Source organism: Xanthomonas sp. SS, from assembly GCF_014236835.1.
Classification (GTDB): domain Bacteria; phylum Pseudomonadota; class Gammaproteobacteria; order Xanthomonadales; family Xanthomonadaceae; genus Xanthomonas_A.
The window spans coordinates 13,263-32,563 of record NZ_CP051190.1 but is presented as its reverse complement, the minus strand read 5'-3'; the positions used below and the strand labels follow the sequence as shown (position 1 = coordinate 32,563).

Here is a 19,301-nt window from a genome sequence, read left to right as displayed (position 1 = left end):
GCCACGCGGCGGCGGGGCGGCGGCTGCAAGCGCGCCGCCGCCCTGCCCCGCGCCGCGCTCAGAAGAAGCCCAGCGCCTTCGGCGAGTAGCTGACCAGCAGGTTCTTGGTCTGCTGGTAGTGGTCGAGCATCATCTTGTGGTTCTCGCGGCCGATGCCCGACTGCTTGTAGCCGCCGAACGCGGCATGCGCCGGATAGGCGTGGTAGCAGTTGGTCCACACCCGTCCGGCCTGGATCGCGCGGCCCATGCGGTACAGCCGCGACGCATCGCGGCTCCACACGCCGGCGCCCAATCCGTACAAGGTGTCGTTGGCGATCGCCAATGCGTCGGCCTCGTCCTTGAACGTGGTCACCGACACCACCGGCCCGAAGATCTCCTCCTGGAACACGCGCATCTTGTTGTGACCCTTGAACACGGTCGGCTTGACGTAGAAGCCGCCGGCCAGCTCGCCGTCGAGGGCGTTGCGCTCGCCGCCGATCAGCACCTCGGCGCCTTCCTGCTTGCCGATGTCGATGTAGGACAGGATCTTCTCCAGCTGCTCGCTGGAGGCCTGCGCGCCGACCATGGTGTTGGGATCCAGCGGATTGCCCTGCTTGATCGCGGCCACGCGCTTGAGCGCCTTCTCCATGAACCTGTCGTAGATCGACTCCTGGATCAGCGCGCGCGATGGGCAAGTACATACCTCGCCCTGGTTGAAGGCGAACAGCACGAAGCCTTCGATCGCCTTGTCCAGGAAATCGTCGTCCTCGGCCATCACGTCGGCGAAGAAGATGTTCGGCGACTTGCCGCCCAGCTCCAGCGTCACCGGGATCAGGTTCTGGCTGGCGTACTGCATGATCAACCGGCCGGTGGTGGTCTCGCCGGTGAAGGCGATCTTGGCGATGCGCGGGCTGCTGGCCAGCGGCTTGCCCGCTTCCAGGCCGAAGCCGTTGACCACGTTGAGCACGCCCGGCGGCAGCAGGTCGCCGATCACTTCCATCAGCACCAGGATCGAGGCCGGGGTCTGCTCGGCCGGCTTCATCACCACGCAGTTGCCGGCGGCGATCGCCGGCGCCAGCTTCCAGCACGCCATCAGCAGCGGGAAGTTCCACGGGATGATCTGCCCGACCACGCCCAGCGGTTCGTGGAAGTGGTAGGCGATGGTGTCGCTGTCGATCTCGGAGATGCCGCCTTCCTGCGCGCGGATGGCGCCGGCGAAGTAGCGGAAGTGGTCGGCGCACAGCGGTACGTCGGCGTTGAGCGTCTCGCGCAGCGGCTTGCCGTTGTCCCAGGTCTCGGCATAGGCCAGCAGCTCGAGATTTTGCTCGATGCGGTCGGCGATCTTCAGCAATGCATTACTGCGCTCGGTGGCCGAGGTCTTGCCCCAGGCGTCCTTGGCCGCGTGCGCCGCGTCCAGCGCGGCCTCGATGTCCTGCGCGTTGGAGCGCGCCACCGAGGTGAATACCTTGCCGGTGATCGGCGTTGTGTTTTCGAAGTACTGGCCGCTCTTGGGTTCCACCCATTGCCCGCCGATGAAATTGCCGTAGCGCGACTTGAAGATGGATTGCGGATCGGTGGCATGCGGCTTGGCGGTGGTGACGGCGTTCATCGGTGTCTCCTGCGGCGGTGGGAAAGGAATGGGACAGGCCCATCCAGGTAGGCGGTAACCGCAAGAGCGATGCCAGGTTTTGGCTGTTGCGCTGCGTCATGGCCGCGCGCCGCAGCCCGTCGACGCGGCGCCAGCATTCCTGTTGCAGCGCGTCACGCGTGACGATTGCGCGGCGGCGGCGGATGTGGTGTTTATCGGAACACCTGTCCCAACACCTGTCGCAATTTGCGACAGCGGAGCCGTCATGGCGCAACAGCAATCGCAGCACCAGCTCGGCCACGCCCGCCGGATCTTCTTCGAGCGTGGCGGCGCCCCGGTCGGCCAGGTGCCCGACACCATCCTGCAGTCGTGGCAGCGCTGCCAGCGCCTGGGCCTGGCGGCGCAGGGCACGCCGCCGATCGAGCCGGTCAGCGCGCCGCGCCTGCGCGAACTGCGCGAGGCGCACGAGCGCCTGTGGCGGCTGGCCCGCGCCGAACTGGAAGGCCTGGCCGGCGATGCCGCCGCCACCGGCAGCATCGTGCTGCTGACCGACGAGGCCGGCTGGATCCTCGACGCCGAAGGCAGCCCGGGCTTCCTCGACAAGGCCGGGCGCGTGGCGCTGATGCCGGGCGCATGCTGGAGCGAGACCCAGGTCGGCACCAATGCGATCGGCACCGCCATCGTCGAGAGCCGCTCGGTGGAAGTGCGTGGCGGCGAGCATTACTTCGCGCCGCACCAGATCCTCAGCTGCGCCGCGGTACCGATCTTCGATCCCTATGGCCAGCTGGCCGGCGTGCTGGACATTTCCGGCGACGCCAGCGTGCAGCACATGCACGCGCTGGGCCTGGCGCGGATGGCAGTGGCCAGCATCGAGCACCGCTATTTCGACGACGGCATCGCCGAGTGCGAACTGCTGCGTGTGCATCACGATCCGGCGCTGCTCGGCACCGCACGCGAAGGCCTGCTCGCGTTCCGCAACGGCAAGCTGGTCGCGGCCAACCAGGCCGGCCTGCGCCTGTTCGGGCTGGAGCGGCACGACCTGGGCCGCGCGCCGTACGCGGCCTTGTTCGAAGAGCCGCTGTCGCGGCTGCGCCAGCAGGGCAGCGTGTTCGACCTGCAGGGCCGCGCCCTGCATGGGCGTGTCGACAGCATCGGCGACGCGCGGCCGCGGCGGCGTTCGCAGCAGCCGCCGATCACCGTGTCCGCGGCCACGCGCGCGCAGCACGGCGCCGATGCGCCGCTGTTCGATGCCGCACAGGAACTGGCGCTGGAACGCGCGCGACGCGTGCTCGATGCGCAATTGCCGGTGCTGGTGCAGGGCGAGACCGGCACCGGCAAGGAAGTGTTCGCGCGCGAACTGCATCGGCGCAGCGCGCGCGCCGGCAAGCCGTTCGTCGCGGTCAACTGCGCGGCGCTGCCGGAAGGCCTGATCGAAGCCGAACTGTTCGGCTACGAAGACGGCGCCTTCACCGGCGCGCGCAAACACGGCAGCCCGGGCCTGCTGCGCCAGGCCGACGGCGGCGTGCTGTTCCTGGACGAAATCGGCGACATGCCGCCGGCGCTGCAGCCGCGGCTGCTGCGCGTCCTGCAGGAACGCGAGCTGCTGCCGCTGGGCGGCGGCAAGCCGGTGAAGCTGGATTTCGCGCTGATCTGCGCCACCCATCGCGACCTGGACGAGGCGATGGCCGAGCGGCGTTTCCGTCCCGACCTGTATTACCGCATCGCCCATCACAGCGTGCAGATTCCGGCGCTGAGCGCGCATCCGGATCGGCATGCCTTGGTACAGGAATTGTGGGCGCGGGTAGGGCAAGGCCGGCGCCTGACCGACGCGGCGCTGGCCACGCTGAGCGTCTATCCGTGGCCGGGCAACCTGCGCCAACTGGTGGCCTGTCTGCGTACGCTGGTCGCGCTGAGCGACGCTGGCGCCGTGGTGGACGTCGATGCGTTGCCGGCCTATCTGCCCGGCGCGGCGCGCGGCATGCGCGCGGGCGGCGGCGATGCGGTGCCAGGGCAGGGCGGAGCGCACGGCGAACTGCCAGCGGCGCCTGCCAGCGCCTCACCGCACGCGACCGATCTGGACAGCCTCGCCCTGGCGGCGATGCGCCAGGCGCTGGATGCCTGCGGCGGCAACGTCGCCCGCGCCGCGCGCCAGCTCGGCGTCAGCCGCAGCACGCTGTACCGCCGGCTCGGGCTCGGCGCGCACTGAGCGGGCGCGTGTGCAGGCACTGCACGTGTGCCTGCATTGCTGCGGCACTAGCGCATTCCGATTCGTAGAAGTGATCCGTGTAGAAGCGACTTCGGTGACGACAGGGATTCCCGGTAAGGCCTGTCGCGGCTGAAGCCGCTCCTACAGGGATCGCCTGCGGGTTGCACGCGTGACGCCGTGCGTGGGATCTGCCGTCGTCCGCGCTTGCCGCACGCAAGGCGGCATCGGTAGCGCGTCGCCTGCGATGGCGACGCGCTACCGGCTGCGCTCAATCGTAGGCGTTGTTGAGGCAAGGCGAACTCTTCGGCGTGATCACGCTGAAGCTGTCGTCGTACAGGGCGATGACGCAGGTGTTCGGCGCATCCTCGGTCTCGTAGTTGCATTGCTTGCTGCTGCGGCTGCGCGAGACGTTGCCCATCTGGAACGACAGGCTCCAGTTGTCGTTGGAACCGGTCTGCGCCTGCAGTATCACCGGCGGGGCCGACTCGCCCGGCGCCAGCGACACGGCAACCGACGTGTTGACGAAATTTCCGCAGGTGTGTTTGACGCTGACGTTGGTGATGGTCTGCCCGGTGCCGTTGTTGACGACGAACGTACCCTGGTAAAGCGTCGCGCTGACGCCCTCGGCCAGGATGGGCTTGTCGGCTTTCTCGTCCATGCTGCGATCTCCGGCTGTGAAGCGATTGAGGTAGTAGGAATGGGCCTTCGAGACCCAGCCGTACGCTACTGCCGGCGCCGCCGCGGCCGCCAGCGAACCAGCCGTCGCTGGTAGACACCTCCACAGTATTTTGTAGACACATCCGCGTGGTTTTTCTGATTTTCCTCACGCCACTGCGCATACCGCGCGGCGGCGAAGATCCGGTCGGATGCAGCCGCGGTACCGCGTCGTGCGCATGCCGAACGCGGGCCGCCTGTCTCATGGATGCCGCGTCGGCGCCGATGGCAGCGACGTGTTCGGCGCCAGCGCGCCACGCCTGCGCTCACGCTGGATCTGCCGGCCGGTGGCTTCGGCCTGCGCCTTGATCGCCGGCGACGCGGCGGGATTGGACACGACGAACGTCGCCAGTTGCAGCGCCAGCTGCGGATCCATCAGCCGCAGCAGGCCCAGCGCATTGCCTTGCCGATCAGGATCGCCCGAGGTGATGTCCGCATAGAACAGCTCGACGTACTTGCTCTGCAGCGTGCGCGCGAACTCGTTCTGCTTGTCCTGCACGCTGAGCCTGGCCAGCGCCAGCTGGCCTGCGGAAATCTTGTCGGCGGCGGCATTGCCGTAGAACGCCAGTACCGCGATCGCCAGCGGCGCCAGCGTCTTCTCCATGATCCAGAAGAGGCGCTCGGCCGGGGTCTTGTCCGCCTCGAGCGTCTGCTTGAGGCGAGCGATATCGGCCAGCAACCGATCGAGTTTGTCTTCCACGGCAACGCCTCGGCGAGGTCGGCGCCTGCATGGACCATCCATGCAGCGGCACCCGTCGCGACGGCATTCCACGCGGCATGCAGGTCGTGGATGCGCCTGCCCGCACGTGGAGCGCCGTTCGCGATCGGTGCTGACGTCTAAGCGTCGCTAGCGGCCGTTTGTGAAACAGCATGCGCGATGCGGCGCGGCTGGCGCTGGCGCGCAGACCATCGCGACTGCGTCATCTGGATACCTGCACAGCACGGCCATGCGCAACGCGCCGCGTCGCGCCAGCGCGGCCTCACGGAACGATGCGGACGCTCTTCACGAACAGCAGCCGGTCGTCCGGACCCGGGCCCGCGATGCGGTCGCCGTTGGCTTCGGTCGCGTAATCCAGCGCGACCCGCTTGCCCTTGACCGATTTCTTCAACGCGAACACATCGCTCTCCGGCTCGGCGACGAACCAGTCGCCGCAGCGGGTCGCGCAATACGCTTCGATTTCCTGGCCATTGGCCGCGCGCACGACGATGGTCATGTCGTCGACGCCGCCCCCGCCGACCAGCGTGCCGGTGACGGAAGCGGCCAGCGCGGTGGCCGGTGCGAGGGCGGCGAGCGCCAGCAGCAATGCGATTTTCATCAGCGTCTCCAAAAAGCGTGGGCGAGGGAGTGCGGGAGGCACGCGCCAAGCGCTTGCGACGTTCGGTTGCAGAAGGCTTCGTCCGCACCACATCCGCCCCCGCGGAACCCCTTCAGGAAAAGGGACCATGGTCCCGATGGGAAAGGCCGGGTTACTTCGACAGCCGCCTCAATGCGCGAAATCCCACTGCAGCCCGACCGTGTAGCCGCGATCCGGTCCCGGCTCGTAGTAGCGGCCATTGCCGTCGTTGACGATGACCGAGCCGATGTAGGCGTGATCGAGCGCGTTGTCGATGCGCGCGAAGGTGCGCAGCGCGCCGTGCGCGGTGCTCCAGCGGCGCGAGGCCTCCAGGTTCAGCAGCGCGTAGCCGGGTGCGGTTTCGGTGGCCAGGTCGTTGGCCACGGTGTCGCCGGCGGCTACCGCTTCGACCGCGAACTGCCACGCGCGCGGCTGCCACTGCCAGCGCGCGAAGAACTGCTGGCGCGGCACCCCGGGCAGGCGCGAACCGGCCGCCACCTGCGCGGTGGGCGTGGCGCAGCCGCTGCTCGCGCAGGTCAGGTAGGTCTGGCGCACGGTCGCCTGCAGCCAGGTGTAGGACAGCTGCAACTGCACGGTGTCGCCCAGCGGCAGCAGATAGCTGGCCTCGGCGCCCTGGCGGCGGGTGCGGCCGATGTTGCGGTAGGTGCTGCGGCCGTTGGTGTTGCTGGCCACCGCCAGTTCGTCGTCGGTATTGGCGCGGAACAGCGCCGCTTCCCACGCGGCGCCGGCCTGGTCGCGCCATTTCGCGCCCAGTTCCAGGTTCTCGCTCTTGGCCGCGGACAGGTCCAGCGCCAGCCCGGCGCCACCGTCGTTGCGGTAGCCCAGCTCGTTGAAGGTCGGCGTCTCGAAGCCGCGGCCGGCCGAGGCGTAGAAGCGCAGGTCGTCGCTGGCGCGGAACACCACCCCGGCCACCGGCGTGGTCGCCGAATAGTCGGTGCGGCCGCTGTCGTCCGGATTGCGGCCAACGATGTAGGCGTCGTCGGAGCGGAAGCGCACCTGGCTGTGGCGCAGGCCGGCCAGCAGCGACCAGCGCTCGCTGAACTGCCACCAGGCCTGGGTGAACTGGTCCACGTTCTGCACCTGGTCCTCCTGGTCGCGGCGCAGCCGGCCCTTCACCCCCAGCGTGCTGCCGACGAAGTTTTCGTAGCCGGTGCGGTGCTGTTTCTGGCGGTCGGCATTGGCGCCGACGGTGAGCTGGAACGGGCGCCCGCCGAGCTCGCCCTGCCACGCCCAGCGCGCGTCCACGCCGCCGTAGTCGCCGTCCAGGTCGATCAGCCCGCCGGCATGCAGCGGATTGGCCTGCACCGCCACCGGCACCGCCAGGTACTGCTGCACGTCGCGGCGCCCGGCGTAGCCCATCAGCCGCCAGGTCTGCTGGTCCACTTGCTGGGTGAAGATCGCCCCGGCCTGCGCCTGGCGGGTGGACTTGCGCGTATCGAACTGGGTCGCCACGGCGGTGGCCTGCTGCGGATCGGCATGGAACTGGGCGCGGGTCAGGCCCAGCGGATCCTGCGCCCACGGCGCGTCCAGGTAGTTCAGCACCAGGTCCAGGCGCCGGCCGGGGGCCAGGTCGAACCCGAACTTGGCGTTGACCGATTCGCGCCGCGCCTGGCTGTGGTCGCGGTAGCCGTCGGTGCGGAAATGGGTGGCCGCCACGTTGTAGTGGACGTCGCCTTGCTGGCCCTGCAGCTGCGCCCCGGCGCTATACGTGCCGTTGCTGCCGACGGTGCTGCGCAGCCGCCACGGATCGTCGGGCGCGCCGTCGGCGCTCCACAACTGCACCACGCCGCCGGAGGAGTTGCCGTACAGCGCCGAGAACGGGCCGCGCAGCACCTCGATGCGCTCGGCGCCCAACATGTTGAAGTGCGACAGCTGGCCCTGGCCGTCCGGCATCGTCGCCGGGATGCCGTCCAGCAGCAGGCGCACGCCGCGCACGCCGAACGCCGAGCGCGCGCCGAAGCCGCGGATCGACAGCTGGGTGTCCTGCGCATAGTTCTGGCGGTCGCGCGCCAGCAGCCCGGGCACGCCGGCCAAGGCCTCGGCGACCTGCACGCCGGTGCGGTTGCTGTCGCCGACGCTGATCGCGGTCAGCGAGGCGGGCAGGTCGAAATCGTCCACCCCGCTGACCCGTGCGGCCTGCACCTGCACGACCGGCAGGGTGGCGGGATCGGCATCGGCCTCGGCGGCGCAGACGACGGGCGACAGCCCCGCGGCGCAGAGGCCGCAGAGCAGGGCGAGGGGATGGCGATTGGGCATGCGCGCATCATCGCGCATGCGCCGCCCGGCCGCACGCCGCCTGGGGCCTGTCATCGATTCTCAAGTAGGTCGCGTTGGGCCTGTCAGGCCGCCAGCCGGTGCTGCGTGGCGCAGCGCCTGACTGGTGGTCAGGTCAAGCCGCGCGGCGCCGGCTGGCGGCCTGACAGGCCCAACCCGCAGGGCCGCTCTTGTGCGCCCTCAGCGCTACGTCATCGCCCGGGTGGAACCATCCTCCACGCCTTCTATTGCTTGCCGCGTGCACGCACACGAGCGGCGCGATCTGCTTGGGGATTGGTGACGCGCCCTGGCGCAAAGCCCCGCCACGCAAGGCCTGCGTTTGCTAGGATGGGGTGTTTGACCGTGCCGGCTCCGGTCCCTCCCGGCCCCCACCTTTCGCCACCAAACGAGTACCGCCGTGTCCTTCTTTGCAAACGTGGAACAGGTCCCAGGCGACCCGATCCTGGGCCTGACCGAGGCCTACAACGCCGATTCCCGCCCGACCAAGGTCAACCTGGGCGTGGGCATCTATTACGACGAGAGCGGCCGCATCCCGCTGCTGCGCGCCGTCCAGCAGATCGAGCGGCAGCTGGCGCAGGACGCCAAACCGCGCGGCTACCTGCCGATCGACGGCCTGCCGGCGTACGACCTGGCCACGCAGAAGCTGCTGTTCGGCGCCGAGTCGCCGCTGCTGGCCGCCGGCCGCGTCGCCACCTCGCAGACCATCGGCGGCAGCGGTGCGCTGCGCGTGGGAGCGGACCTGCTGAAGAAGCTGCTGTCCACCTCGACCATCGCCATCAGCAACCCGAGCTGGGAGAACCACCGCGCGGTGTTCTCGGCCGCCGGTTTCGACGTGGTCGACTACACCTATTTCGATGCGGCCACGCACGGCCTGAACTTCGACGGCATGCTCGCCGACCTGAACAAGCTCGCGCCGGGCACCGTGGTGCTGCTGCATGCCTGCTGCCACAACCCGACCGGCGCCGACCTGACCCAGGAGCAGTGGCGTACGGTCGCCGCGTTGCTGAAGGAACGCAACCTGTTCCCGTTCGTCGACATCGCCTACCAGGGTTTCGACAAGGGCATCGACGAAGACGCCTACGCGGTGCGCCTGCTGGCCGAAGCCGGCGTGGACAGCTACGTGGTCGCCAGCTCGTACTCCAAGTCGTTCTCGCTGTACGGCGAGCGCGTCGGCGCGCTGTCGGTGGTGTCGGCCACCGCGGCCGAGAGCAAGGCGGTGCAGTCGCAGGTCAAGCGCATCATCCGCACCATCTACTCCAGCCCGTCCACGCACGGCGCTGCGCTGGTGGCCGGCGTGCTCACCAGCCCCGAGCTGCGCGCGATGTGGGAGCAGGAGCTGACCGAGATGCGCGAGCGCATCCACGCATTGCGCGCCGGCATGGTGCAGAAGCTGGCCGCCCTCGGCGCGCCGGAGTTCGGCTTCATCCAGCAGCAGGCCGGCATGTTCTCCTACTCGGGCCTGAGCAAGGCGCAGGTGGACCGGCTGCGTGAAGAGTTCGGCATCTACGCCGTCGGTACCGGCCGCATCTGCGTGGCCGCGCTGAGCCAGGCCAACCTGGACTACGTGACCCAGGCCGTGGCCACCGTGCACAAGGGCTGATCGCACGCGGTACCGCAACACCAAGCCGGAAGCGCGCGCGCTTCCGGCTTTTTTGTGCCTGCGATTGCCCGCCTGGTGTGGGAGAGGCTGCAGCCCCGACGCATGGCACCCTCCGCACGCACCAACCTCCCCTCGGTCCTTGGCGATGCGGCGCTTCTGCACGCCATCGCTCTGCCGCTAATCGAAATCTCATGCAACAGCCGCGACAATAGGCGCCTTCCCCCACGAAAGGCTGCCTGCGCCCATGTCGCGAACCTCGCTGACCCGCTTCCTGATCGAAGAACAGCACGCCGGCCGCATCGGCCCGGAACTGCGCCAGCTCATCACCATCGTCTCGCGCGCCTGCAAGCGCATCTCCATCGCGGTCAGCAAGGGCGCCCTGGGCGGCGTGCTCGGCGACGCCGGCACCGGCAACGTGCAGGGCGAGGCGCAGAAGAAGCTGGACGTGCTCAGCAACGACATCCTGCTCGAAGCCAACGCCTGGGGCGGGCATCTGGCCGCGTGCGCATCGGAAGAGATGGACCACAGCCAGCCGGTGCCGGACAAGTATCCCAGCGGCGATTTCCTGCTGCTGTTCGACCCGCTGGACGGCAGCTCCAACATCGACGTCAACGTCTCCGTCGGCACCATCTTCTCGGTGCTGCGCGCGCCACCCGGCACCGACAAGCCCGGCGACGAACACTTCCTGCAGCCGGGCACCGCCCAGGTCGCCGCCGGCTACTGCATCTACGGCCCCAGCACGATGCTGGTGCTGACCCTGGGCCACGGCACCCACGCCTTCACCCTGGAACGCGAGGAAGGCAGCTTCCTGCTGACCCAGGCCGACATGCGCATTCCCGAGGACACCGCCGAGTTCGCGATCAACATGTCCAACCAGCGCCACTGGGAAGCGCCGATGCAGCACTACGTGGCCGACCTGCTCGCCGGCAGCGAAGGCGCGCGCGGCAAGAACTTCAACATGCGCTGGATCGCCAGCATGGTCGCCGACGTGCACCGCATCCTGACCCGCGGCGGCATCTTCATCTACCCGTGGGACAAGAAGGACCCGGGCAAGGCCGGCAAGCTGCGCCTGATGTACGAAGCCAACCCGATGGGCCTGCTGGTCGAACAGGCCGGCGGCGCCGCCAGCACCGGCCGCGAACGTATCCTCGGCCTGCAACCCGAACAGCTGCACCAGCGCGTGCCGGTGTTCCTGGGCTCGAAGAATGAAGTGGCTGAGGCGGTGCGGTACCACGTGGAGCACGACCAGGCGCAGGGCTGAGCGCCGCTTCCCGCTGTCGGCGCGCCGGCTGCGATCGACGACACCCACTTGCGCGCGGGTGTCGTCGTTTTACATGCGGCCATGTCGCCGGCGGGGTTCTGGATTGACGCGCAGACTGCCGCGAGGCGACGATGGCGGTAGGCCGCACTCGCGCGGTCCAACGCGTATTTGGCAGGCAAGTATGTCGACGACCCGCATCTATGCCGATTTCAATGGACTCGTTCGCGGCGTCAGGAATCGGCAAAGGACCGCCGTCGTGCTGGACACGTTCGGGTCGCTTCGCGACCTGGCGAATGCCGGCCTGATTCTTGAAGAAGGCATGCCACTCATCGCCGTCGATGGATCAGACGATGACGAAGATCTGGAGGGACACGGGACGGCCCAGTATGACCGCGGTCGGAAGTGGTGGGTCGTGGAGTTCGATGATCTTGGCGTGAGGTATGTTCGCGCTGGCAACAGGAATTCGGTGAGCGAGTTCTTGTGCGTGCACTGCAGGTCGCCGCTGCCGATTACTACTGCGGAAGCGGTTTTCATGCCGAATGCCGCCTGTCATTCTTGTGGAACCAGCGTGCTGGCGCCATTCGCACCGCCTCGGATGGCGACCTGAGCAACGAATTCGAGCAAGACTACGTCGCGCCTTGCCTGTTCAACGTCGATAGACACGGTTCGTGCGCTGGCGCAAGCGCAATCCAGTCGGACCTAAATTTCTGATCAATTCAACGTCACCAGCAAAGGAAACCACATGCTCGAAAGATTGCGTGCGCTCCTGTTTGGAAAGGCAGTTGCCGCTTCGCCAGCCGATGCTGTGCAGTGGCAGGAGGGTGGTCTGTACGTAACGGAGCGGGAGAACGGCCGGTTCGTGCCGCTCAAGATCCTCAAGCTGGACGCGCATGGCGTCCATGTCCGTGTCTACAGCAATGTGTACCCGGAACCTCCTGCGCGCATCGACGAATCCACCCTGTACATGGCCGGCGTGGACCGGCCGGACAACGTCCCGATGGGCATGGGCCACCTGCCGATCTCCACTGCCTCTTTTTCCGGTTGGGCAGCACGATTCGTGCAGCCGTCCACGGTGACCGCAGAAGAGCTGGACGGTTACGACATATGGCGCGATGCTGAGGGCGGTTACTTCTAACGCCGCCGCCTGCGCGCCGGTTCGACCGCCACCGGTCCCGACTTCGCTGTCGCAGTGCGCCGACCTGACAGCGACATCCATAGCCGGAAATCGTGCGCCGCTACGTGAGCGGGCGGACGACAGCGCTCCCCACATGGCGGACGTACCGCGCCGTTGCTACGATGCAATGCCATTTCCCGCGAGCCGCTACGCCATGAGCCTGCATGTCTGGTGGATGTTCCTGCTGACGGTGTTCGTGTTGTCGGGCACGCCGGGGCCGAACATGCTGCACGTGATGACGCGCAGCGTGCGTTTCGGCGTGCGCCGCAGCCTGCTGGCGATGGCCGGCTGCCTGCTGGCGGTGGTGCTGGTGCTGCTGGCGTCGGCGGCAGGCCTGGGCGCGGTGCTGGACGCGTCACCGCGCATGTTCGAGGTGCTGCGCTACGCCGGCGTGGGCTATCTGCTGTGGCTGGGAATCGCCGCCTGGCGCAGCGGGGAAGCACCGTTGGACCCGCAAGGCGCGCCGCCCCTGGCGGCGTCGCTGTCGCCGCTGCAGCTGTTCCGTGGCGGGCTGGCGATCGGATTGAGCAATCCCAAGCTGCTGCTGTTCGCCGCCGCGTTCCTGCCGCAGTTCGTCGACAAGACCCAGCCGCAGTGGCCGCAATTCGCGATCCTGGTGGCCACCTTCGCCGCGTGCGAACTGTTCTGGTACGCGGTCTACGGCATCGGCGGGCACGGCATCCGCCGCTATCTGTCCCGGCCCGGCCTACGTCGGCTGTTCGACCGCGTCGTCGGGACCATCTTCATCGGGTTCGGCATCGTGCTGTTGCGCTTCCGGCCGCAGTAGCGGGTAGGATCGCGGCGACGGGAGAGGATGCCGCAACCCACCGTCGATGGCCTGGTTGAAGGGCGGCAGGGAGCAGCATTGCGATGAACCAGACGGTCTTTCTCATGTTCTTCTTCGCCACGGCGCCGGTCGCGCTGATGCCGAGCGTCATTTCCTGGCTCACCCGGCACCGTTCGCGCCGGCCGATCGTGATCGCCAACCTGGCGCTGTGGGTGCTCATCTTTTTTGCGGCGAGGAGTTTCACCCTCGGCACGTCGAGCAAGTTCCAGTTGCCGACGCTGCTGGCCCTGATCGCGTGGCTGGTGTTGCTCGGCTATTCGATTCGTGGCAACGCTTCGAAAAAGCCGGTTGCGGCTGGTTCGAATGATCGGGCGTCACAAACGATGAACTTACCGATGGCATGGGACGAAATTCTGGAAACGCTCAGGGAGCTTGCGGCCATACGCCCCGTCGACGTTTCCGAATTACGGGATCTTCAGCAGCGTTGCGGTGCCTTGTCGCGGCACCTGGGCGCGCACAGCAAGCTTGCCAATCAGGTTCCCGAGCTGGTCTGGCACTTTCTGGCGGATGCGGATATCCGCTTCAAGGATCAGGTCTACGCTCAAATGCAATGGGCGCAAATGGACGCGTTCCTTGCGTCCCAGCATTGAAATATAGCTTCAGCCTGCCTGCCCCTATACGTCCACGCCCAGATCCTCCCGCAACCGCGCCAACGCGCGCCGCGCGTCGCCGACCACCAGCGGCGCCGGGACCACCTCATAGATCGAGCGCGCCTGCGCGGCGGGATCGGCGATCTGCACTGGCAGCGCCTGGTCCAGCGGGAACAGGCCTTCGAATCCGAATTCGCGGCACAGCGCCTTCAAGGCCTCGCCGCGGGCGGCGGCATCGGGGCGGAACACGTCGGGGCAGGCGATATACAGCGTGCGGATCATCGGCACGGGCAGGTGGGCAGAGGGGCTCTCATTGTCGGCGCGCACATGGAGGGATGCCAACGCCACAGCTGCGATGCCGCGGGATCGCTGGTAAGGTCGCGCGATGTCCGAACCCAATGCCGATTTCATCGAGGTCTTCGACGACGCCATGTCCCGCGAGGACTGCGCCGCGATCATGCGCCGCCTGCGCGGCAGTGCGCAGTTGCAGCCCGGCGAGGTGGGCAGCGGCGTGTTCCCCGAGCTCAAGCATAGCCGCGACCTGCGCATCAGCGGCCTGGAGCCGTGGCGCGACGTGGAACAGCGGCTGCAGCAGGCGGTGTTCGCCGGCCTGCTCGGCTATCTGCGCAAGTACCCGCAGGCGCTGATCTCGCCGCTGATGCTGCAGGTGCCCGGCGCCGACGGCCAACCGCACCGGCTCGGCGCCGACGATTTCGCGCTGCTCGACGACGCGGCGCTGTCCAACCTGGCCCGCACCTGCCTGCGTCCCGGCGCGATCAACCTGCAGTGGTACGCCGCGGGCGAGGGCGGCTATCCATACTGGCACTGCGAGCTATACCCGCGCGATCCCGGCGGCGAAACGCTGCACCGGCATCTGCTGTGGACGCTGTACCTCAACGACGATTTCCAGGACGGCGAAACCGAGTTCCTGTTCCAGCAGCGCAAGATCGCGCCGCGCGCCGGCAGCCTGCTGATCGCGCCGACCGCGTTCACCCACACCCACCGAGGCAACCGCCCGCAGGGCGGCGACAAGTTCATCGCCACCAGCTGGATCCTGTTCCAGTCGGCGCAGGCGTTGTACGGCCGGGATTAGGGATTCGGGATTGGGGATTCGCAAAAGCGGGATGCGGTGGCTGTTCGTCTGTCGGCCTTCGTTTGGCAGCGGTTGGCGCACGTTCTCGTCGCCAGCCGGATCTGTTTCGGTCAACACGGCCGCCTTACGGCCGGGATTCTGGACAAAGTCAGTGGGTAGTGCAGCAAGCCTTGCGCGCTCTTACGAATCCCCAATCCCCAATCCCGGCTTCAAAACAATTCCCCCTGCGGCGAAGGCGCACGTGGCGGCAGCGGCCTGACGAAGCGGCTGCAGTCCAGCGTCGGGCGCCCGCGTTCGGCATAGCCCAGGCGCTTGTGCGCCAGCGCGAAGCGCCGCGTCAGCAGGTCGGCATAGACGCCTTCGCCGCGCATGCGCTTGCCGAAGGTGGCGTCGTAGTCCTTGCCGCCGCGCAGCTGCTGCACCGTGCTCATCACGTGCGCGGCGCGGTCGGGATGGTGCGCCTGCAGCCAGTCGCGGAACAGCGACGCGACCTCGTGCGGCAGGCGCAGCAGCACGTAGCCGGCGGAGTCGGCGCCGGCGGCATGCGCCGCCTCCAGCACCGCTTCCAGTTCGTGGTCGTTGATCCACGGGATCACCGGCGCCACCATCACCCCCACCGGCACCCCGGCCTCGTGCAGCGTGCGCATCGCGCGCAGCCGCGCATGCGGCGCCGAGGCGCGCGGCTCCAGCCGCGCCGACAGGCGCGGGTCCAGCGAGGTCACCGAGAAATGCACGCTGACCAGGTTCTCGCGCGCCAGCGGCACCAGCAGGTCCAGGTCGCGCTCGACCAGCGCGTTCTTGGTGATCAGCGAGAACGGATGGCGTGTTTCCCACAGCACTTCGATCAGCCGGCGGGTCAGCTGCAGCTTGCGCTCGATCGGCTGGTAGGCGTCGGTGTTGATGCCCAGCGCGATCGGGCTGGGCACGTAGCCGGGCTTGGCCAATTCGCGGCGCAGCAGCTCCGGAGCGTTGGTCTTGGCGAACAGGCGGGTCTCGAAGTCCAGCCCCGGCGACAGGTTCAGGTAGGCGTGGCTGGGCCGGGCGAAGCAGTAACTGCAGCCGTGCTCGCAGCCGCGGTACGGATTGACCGACTGCGAGAAGCCCACGTCCGGCGACTGGTTGCGGCTGATGATGCTGCGCGCGGTCTCCTCGCGCACCTCGGTGCGCAGCCGCGGCGCGGCGAATTCCTCGCTGTCGTCGGGATGCCAGCCGTCGTCCTCGGCCTGGCTGATGGTGCGTTCGAAGCGGCCGGGCAGGTGGCTGCCGGCGCCGCGTCCCTTGATGGCCGTGCTCATCGGCGCAGGGTACGCCGCCACGGTCTCAGCCACTGCGACGCCGCCCGGACGACGCTGAATCTTTCAGCGCCACGCGCAGGAGCCGCGCCGGCCCCGTAGAATCCGCCGATGTTCGTATTCGCGACCCTGCAGAACACCTGGGACTGGCTGACCGGCATCCCGCATTTCGGCGCCTACCTCACCGCCGCGTATCTGCTGTACATCCTGTGGCTGAGCGGCTGGATCGTGCTGCAGAAACGCGAGCCGGCGGCGACGCTGAGCTGGGTGCTGTCGCTGGCCGCGCTGCCGTACCTGGGCTTCGTCATCTACTACCTGCTCGGGCCGCAGAAGGTGAAGCGGCAACGCCTGCGCCGCGGCCGTTCGCGCTCGGGCATGGAGCACTACAGTAGCGTCTGCCCGCCCGACGCCGATTGCACCGAGCTGGCCAAGATCGCCCAGGCCACCACCGGCCTGGCGCCCAGTTCGGCGACCGCCGCGCAATGGCTGGTGGACGGCGCCGCCACCTACGACGCGATCGTGCGCGACATCGCCGCCGCGCAGCACCACGTGCACCTGGAGTACTACATCTTCAACCCCGATCGCAGCGGCACGCGTATCCGCGACGCGCTGGTCGAACGCGCCCGCGCCGGGGTCAAGGTGCGCCTGCTGCTGGACGCGGTGGGCTCCTCGCAGGTACGCAAGCGCTTCCTGCAGCCGCTGCTGGACGCCGGCGGCGAGGCGGCGTGGTTCCATCCCACCCAACTGCTGCGCCCGTTCAAGTTCAAGCGGCCGTGGGTGAACCTGCGCACGCACCGCAAGATCGTGGTGATCGACGGGCGCATCGGCTTCACCGGCGGCATCAACGTCACCGACGAAGAGAACGAGGCGCTGCGCCCCGACGCCTACCGCGATCTGCACGTGCGGTGCGAGGGCCACGTGGTGCGCAGCCTGCAGCTGGTGTTCGTCGAGGACTGGCTGTACGCCACCCGGCAGGGCCGCGACGCGTTCGACATGGCGCAGATCTGGCCGCACGACATGCCCGGCCGCGACGACGGCGCGATCCAGGCGCAGGTGCTGGTGTCCGGTCCGGATTCGTCGTGGGAGAGCATCCACCGCATGCAGGTGGCGGCGATCTACGAGGCGCAGCGGCGGGTGTGGCTGGTGACGCCGTATTTCGTCCCGGGCGAGGCCGCGCGCATGGCGCTGACCTCGGCCGCGCTGGGCGGGCTCGACGTGCGCCTGCTGGTGCCCAAGCGCAGCGATTCGCGGCTGGTGACGCTGGCCGCGCGCTCGTATTTCGACGAATTGCTGCAGGCCGGGGTCAAGATCTACGAGTACGGTCCGCGCATGCTGCACAGCAAGGCGCTGATCGTCGACGACGAGCTGTGCATCGTCGGCAGCGCCAACTTCGACAACCGCAGTTTCCGCCTCAATTTCGAAGTTTCGGCAATGTTCCGCGACCGGCAGATGACCCAGGAACTGGCCGCATTGATCGGCCGCGAGATCGCCGATGCGGTGCAGGTGCGCGACGATCGCAAGCGCTCGCTGTGGCGCTACCGGTTGCCCGAGGCGATGGCGCGGCTGACCTCCCCGCTGCTGTAGGCACGCCGTCGCTCCCCGACAGGTCGCGCCGTGGTTGCATGTGCCACCGAACGGGTACGTCCCGTCCACTCCCGGGCGACGAATGGGCCTCGGCCGTATGCGTGTGCGGGTCTGGCTTGGATGGCCGCGCGGCGCCCGTTCCGGTGGTTCGCCGTGGAACCGGTCACCCGGGCGGCGCTACACTGCGCGCATCCTTGGGGAGATCGTCATGTACTGGCTTTTTCTGCTGCTCGCGCTCGCTGCCTTCGTCCTGGCGTTCTCCACGCCGCACATGTCGTTGCTGGTGCTGGCCTTGCTGGCGGCGCTGGGATTCCTGCTGGCCTGGGCGCGCGGCTGGTACGTGGCCAAGATCGGCGACGCCAGCCAACGCGATGCCGCGCCGATGATCGATCCGGCCGAGCTGCGCCGGCTGCGCGAACAGGCCGAGGCGCGCCGCGCGGCGGCCGCCGCGGCCAGCGACGACGCGCTCTCCTCGTAAGCGTCGTCCGCCGATGACCCGCCTCAGCGTCAACGTCAACAAGATCGCGGTGCTGCGCAATTCGCGCGGCGGTGAGCTGCCGAGCGTGCTCGAAGCGGCACGCGCATGCCTGGACGCCGGCGCGCACGGCATCACCGTGCACCCGCGCCCGGACCGGCGCCACATCCATGCCGAGGACGTGCTGGCGCTGGCCGAGCTGACCCGCGCGCGCGGCGTGGAATTCAACATCGAAGGCAATCCGTTCGCACCGCCGCGGCCGGGCTATCCGGGGCTGATCCCGCTGTGCGCGCAGGTGCGCCCGGCGCAGGCCACCCTGGTTCCCGACGGCGACGGCCAGCTGACCTCCGACCACGGCTTCGACTTCGCTCGCGACAGCGAACGGCTGCGTCCGCTGATCGCCGAGCTGAAGGCGCTGGGCAGCCGGGTCAGCCTGTTCGTCGATGCCGGCAACCCCGACCTGGCACGCGCCGCCGAACTCGGTGCCGACCGCATCGAGCTGTACACCGGACCGTATGCCGAAGCGTTCGACCGCGGCGACACCGCCGCGGCCGCCGCCTTCGCCGCAGCCGCGGGCCGCGCGCAGGCAGCCGGACTCGGCGTCAATGCCGGCCACGACCTGGCCCAGGGCAACCTCGGCGCATTCCTGGCCGCGGTGCCGCAGGTGCTGGAGGTGTCGATCGGGCACGCGCTGATCGGCGAGGCGTTGTATGCCGGGTTGGATGCCACGGTGAAGGCGTATCTGGCAATTCTGGATGCTGCGCGTTAGCCCGTCTGCGTTTCGAGCAGAGGCGGGAACTTGTGCGGGAGTCTTCTGGGGAGAGGCGGCCATCGGCAGCGGCCGAGTTGGCCGAACCTGATGCCGTCGGAACCGATCGCATGGCCAACCGGTTTCAAAATCGACATGCCAGTTGCGTCGAGCGACCTTTAGGAGTCGACTGCATTCGCGGCAGGCCTTCTCGGTAACGCGCGTCGCGACTGAAGTCGCTCCCACAAGTGACATTGCCAGCCCGCGGTAGCGTCGCTACGCGGTAGAAGCGAGCGCGCCGACTCACAAGCCAGTCCACTTGATATGAACTGCACATGCGCTGCACCGTGGCGATCGAAGGCTGGCTCTTCTCGAGAAGCTACATCGGCGCGACCGACGCCACAGCAAACCGACGCAGGTCTGCGGGCTTTGGTGTTTTTCGCACCGGCGCCAACACAAAAACGCCACCGTTGCCGGTGGCGTTTGCGGTCCGTCATGACCGAGCTGTTGCGCTAAAAAAA

At 68.2% G+C, this 19,301-nt stretch carries 18 protein-coding genes; 11 read left to right on the top strand and 7 right to left on the bottom strand.

The window, feature by feature from the left end; all coding sequences use genetic code 11:
- Positions 1-58: 58 nt before the first annotated feature.
- A complete protein-coding gene (gene adh / locus HEP74_RS00150) occupies positions 59-1,588 on the bottom strand; it encodes an aldehyde dehydrogenase (protein ID WP_185814660.1) in 1,530 nt (509 codons plus the stop codon).
- A gap of 244 nt (positions 1,589-1,832) precedes the next feature.
- Between adh and HEP74_RS00145 the strand changes: the two genes are divergently transcribed.
- Positions 1,833-3,773 (top strand): sigma-54-dependent Fis family transcriptional regulator, encoded by a 1,941-nt coding sequence (locus HEP74_RS00145; protein ID WP_185814659.1) that lies wholly within the window; start codon positions 1,833-1,835, stop codon positions 3,771-3,773.
- Positions 3,774-4,041: 268 nt separating this feature from the next.
- On the opposite strand, the gene HEP74_RS00140 is transcribed toward HEP74_RS00145, so the two are convergent.
- The 4 genes from HEP74_RS00140 to HEP74_RS00125 all read right to left on the bottom strand — a co-directional run bounded on the left by HEP74_RS00140 (position 4,042) and on the right by HEP74_RS00125 (position 8,098).
- Positions 4,042-4,431: a hypothetical protein gene (locus tag HEP74_RS00140; RefSeq protein WP_185814658.1), complete on the bottom strand. Its 390-nt coding sequence runs from the start codon at positions 4,429-4,431 to the stop codon at positions 4,042-4,044.
- Between the two features lie 258 nt (positions 4,432-4,689).
- A complete protein-coding gene (locus HEP74_RS00135) occupies positions 4,690-5,187 on the bottom strand; it encodes a hypothetical protein (protein WP_185814657.1) in 498 nt (165 codons plus the stop codon).
- Positions 5,188-5,467: 280 nt separating this feature from the next.
- Complete coding sequence (locus tag HEP74_RS00130; RefSeq protein WP_185814656.1) at positions 5,468-5,815, bottom strand: hypothetical protein; 348 nt, start codon at positions 5,813-5,815, stop codon at positions 5,468-5,470.
- Between the two features lie 156 nt (positions 5,816-5,971).
- Entirely contained in the window at positions 5,972-8,098 is a 2,127-nt protein-coding gene (locus HEP74_RS00125) for a TonB-dependent receptor family protein (RefSeq protein WP_185814655.1), read from the bottom strand.
- Between the two features lie 415 nt (positions 8,099-8,513).
- Between HEP74_RS00125 and HEP74_RS00120 the strand changes: the two genes are divergently transcribed.
- From HEP74_RS00120 to HEP74_RS21800, 6 genes are all read left to right on the top strand, one after another.
- The gene (locus HEP74_RS00120) at positions 8,514-9,716 is read left to right on the top strand and encodes an amino acid aminotransferase (RefSeq protein WP_179570288.1); all 1,203 of its coding nucleotides are present in this window, start codon (positions 8,514-8,516) and stop codon (positions 9,714-9,716) included.
- A 244-nt stretch (positions 9,717-9,960) separates the two neighbouring features.
- Positions 9,961-10,977, top strand: coding sequence for a class 1 fructose-bisphosphatase (locus HEP74_RS00115; protein ID WP_185814654.1), 1,017 nt, complete (start codon positions 9,961-9,963; stop codon positions 10,975-10,977).
- 181 nt (positions 10,978-11,158) lie between these two features.
- Entirely contained in the window at positions 11,159-11,584 is a 426-nt protein-coding gene (locus tag HEP74_RS00110; RefSeq protein ID WP_185814653.1) for a hypothetical protein, read from the top strand.
- 135 nt (positions 11,585-11,719) lie between these two features.
- Positions 11,720-12,112 carry a hypothetical protein gene (locus tag HEP74_RS00105; RefSeq protein ID WP_185814652.1) on the top strand — a complete coding sequence of 131 codons (393 nt, stop codon included), beginning with the start codon at positions 11,720-11,722 and terminating at the stop codon, positions 12,110-12,112.
- 193 nt (positions 12,113-12,305) lie between these two features.
- Positions 12,306-12,938: a LysE family translocator gene (locus HEP74_RS00100; protein WP_185814651.1), complete on the top strand. Its 633-nt coding sequence runs from the start codon at positions 12,306-12,308 to the stop codon at positions 12,936-12,938.
- 83 nt (positions 12,939-13,021) lie between these two features.
- Positions 13,022-13,588, top strand: a complete 567-nt coding sequence (locus tag HEP74_RS21800) for a hypothetical protein (RefSeq protein ID WP_255427828.1) — start codon at positions 13,022-13,024, stop codon at positions 13,586-13,588.
- A gap of 24 nt (positions 13,589-13,612) precedes the next feature.
- Here the strand turns inward: HEP74_RS21800 and HEP74_RS00090 are convergent, their stop codons facing one another.
- Positions 13,613-13,870 (bottom strand): nucleoside 2-deoxyribosyltransferase, encoded by a 258-nt coding sequence (locus tag HEP74_RS00090; protein WP_185814650.1) that lies wholly within the window; start codon positions 13,868-13,870, stop codon positions 13,613-13,615.
- A gap of 103 nt (positions 13,871-13,973) precedes the next feature.
- Between HEP74_RS00090 and HEP74_RS00085 the strand changes: the two genes are divergently transcribed.
- Complete coding sequence (locus HEP74_RS00085; protein WP_185814649.1) at positions 13,974-14,681, top strand: 2OG-Fe(II) oxygenase; 708 nt, start codon at positions 13,974-13,976, stop codon at positions 14,679-14,681.
- Between the two features lie 209 nt (positions 14,682-14,890).
- Here HEP74_RS00085 and HEP74_RS00080 read toward each other — a convergent pair whose 3' ends face one another.
- The gene (locus HEP74_RS00080; protein WP_185814648.1) at positions 14,891-15,976 is read right to left on the bottom strand and encodes a PA0069 family radical SAM protein; all 1,086 of its coding nucleotides are present in this window, start codon (positions 15,974-15,976) and stop codon (positions 14,891-14,893) included.
- 108 nt (positions 15,977-16,084) lie between these two features.
- Between HEP74_RS00080 and cls the strand changes: the two genes are divergently transcribed.
- The 3 genes from cls to HEP74_RS00065 all read left to right on the top strand — a co-directional run bounded on the left by cls (position 16,085) and on the right by HEP74_RS00065 (position 18,801).
- Positions 16,085-17,557: a cardiolipin synthase gene (gene cls, locus HEP74_RS00075; protein WP_185814647.1), complete on the top strand. Its 1,473-nt coding sequence runs from the start codon at positions 16,085-16,087 to the stop codon at positions 17,555-17,557.
- Between the two features lie 208 nt (positions 17,558-17,765).
- Positions 17,766-18,035, top strand: a complete 270-nt coding sequence (locus HEP74_RS00070) for a hypothetical protein (protein ID WP_003470016.1) — start codon at positions 17,766-17,768, stop codon at positions 18,033-18,035.
- A gap of 13 nt (positions 18,036-18,048) precedes the next feature.
- Complete coding sequence (locus HEP74_RS00065) at positions 18,049-18,801, top strand: pyridoxine 5'-phosphate synthase (RefSeq protein WP_185814646.1); 753 nt, start codon at positions 18,049-18,051, stop codon at positions 18,799-18,801.
- Positions 18,802-19,301 lie beyond the last annotated feature (500 nt).

Coding starts and splice junctions, on each gene's coding strand:
- adh (WP_185814660.1), bottom strand. CDS start 1,588: ATGAACGCCGTCACCACCGCCAAGCCGCATGCCACCGATCCGCAATCC.
- HEP74_RS00145 (WP_185814659.1), top strand. CDS start 1,833: ATGGCGCAACAGCAATCGCAGCACCAGCTCGGCCACGCCCGCCGGATC.
- HEP74_RS00140 (WP_185814658.1), bottom strand. CDS start 4,431: ATGGACGAGAAAGCCGACAAGCCCATCCTGGCCGAGGGCGTCAGCGCG.
- HEP74_RS00125 (WP_185814655.1), bottom strand. CDS start 8,098: ATGCCCAATCGCCATCCCCTCGCCCTGCTCTGCGGCCTCTGCGCCGCG.
- HEP74_RS00115 (WP_185814654.1), top strand. CDS start 9,961: ATGTCGCGAACCTCGCTGACCCGCTTCCTGATCGAAGAACAGCACGCC.
- HEP74_RS00110 (WP_185814653.1), top strand. CDS start 11,159: ATGTCGACGACCCGCATCTATGCCGATTTCAATGGACTCGTTCGCGGC.
- HEP74_RS00105 (WP_185814652.1), top strand. CDS start 11,720: ATGCTCGAAAGATTGCGTGCGCTCCTGTTTGGAAAGGCAGTTGCCGCT.
- HEP74_RS00100 (WP_185814651.1), top strand. CDS start 12,306: ATGAGCCTGCATGTCTGGTGGATGTTCCTGCTGACGGTGTTCGTGTTG.
- HEP74_RS21800 (WP_255427828.1), top strand. CDS start 13,022: ATGAACCAGACGGTCTTTCTCATGTTCTTCTTCGCCACGGCGCCGGTC.
- HEP74_RS00090 (WP_185814650.1), bottom strand. CDS start 13,870: ATGATCCGCACGCTGTATATCGCCTGCCCCGACGTGTTCCGCCCCGAT.
- HEP74_RS00085 (WP_185814649.1), top strand. CDS start 13,974: ATGTCCGAACCCAATGCCGATTTCATCGAGGTCTTCGACGACGCCATG.
- HEP74_RS00080 (WP_185814648.1), bottom strand. CDS start 15,976: ATGAGCACGGCCATCAAGGGACGCGGCGCCGGCAGCCACCTGCCCGGC.
- cls (WP_185814647.1), top strand. CDS start 16,085: ATGTTCGTATTCGCGACCCTGCAGAACACCTGGGACTGGCTGACCGGC.
- HEP74_RS00070 (WP_003470016.1), top strand. CDS start 17,766: ATGTACTGGCTTTTTCTGCTGCTCGCGCTCGCTGCCTTCGTCCTGGCG.
- HEP74_RS00065 (WP_185814646.1), top strand. CDS start 18,049: ATGACCCGCCTCAGCGTCAACGTCAACAAGATCGCGGTGCTGCGCAAT.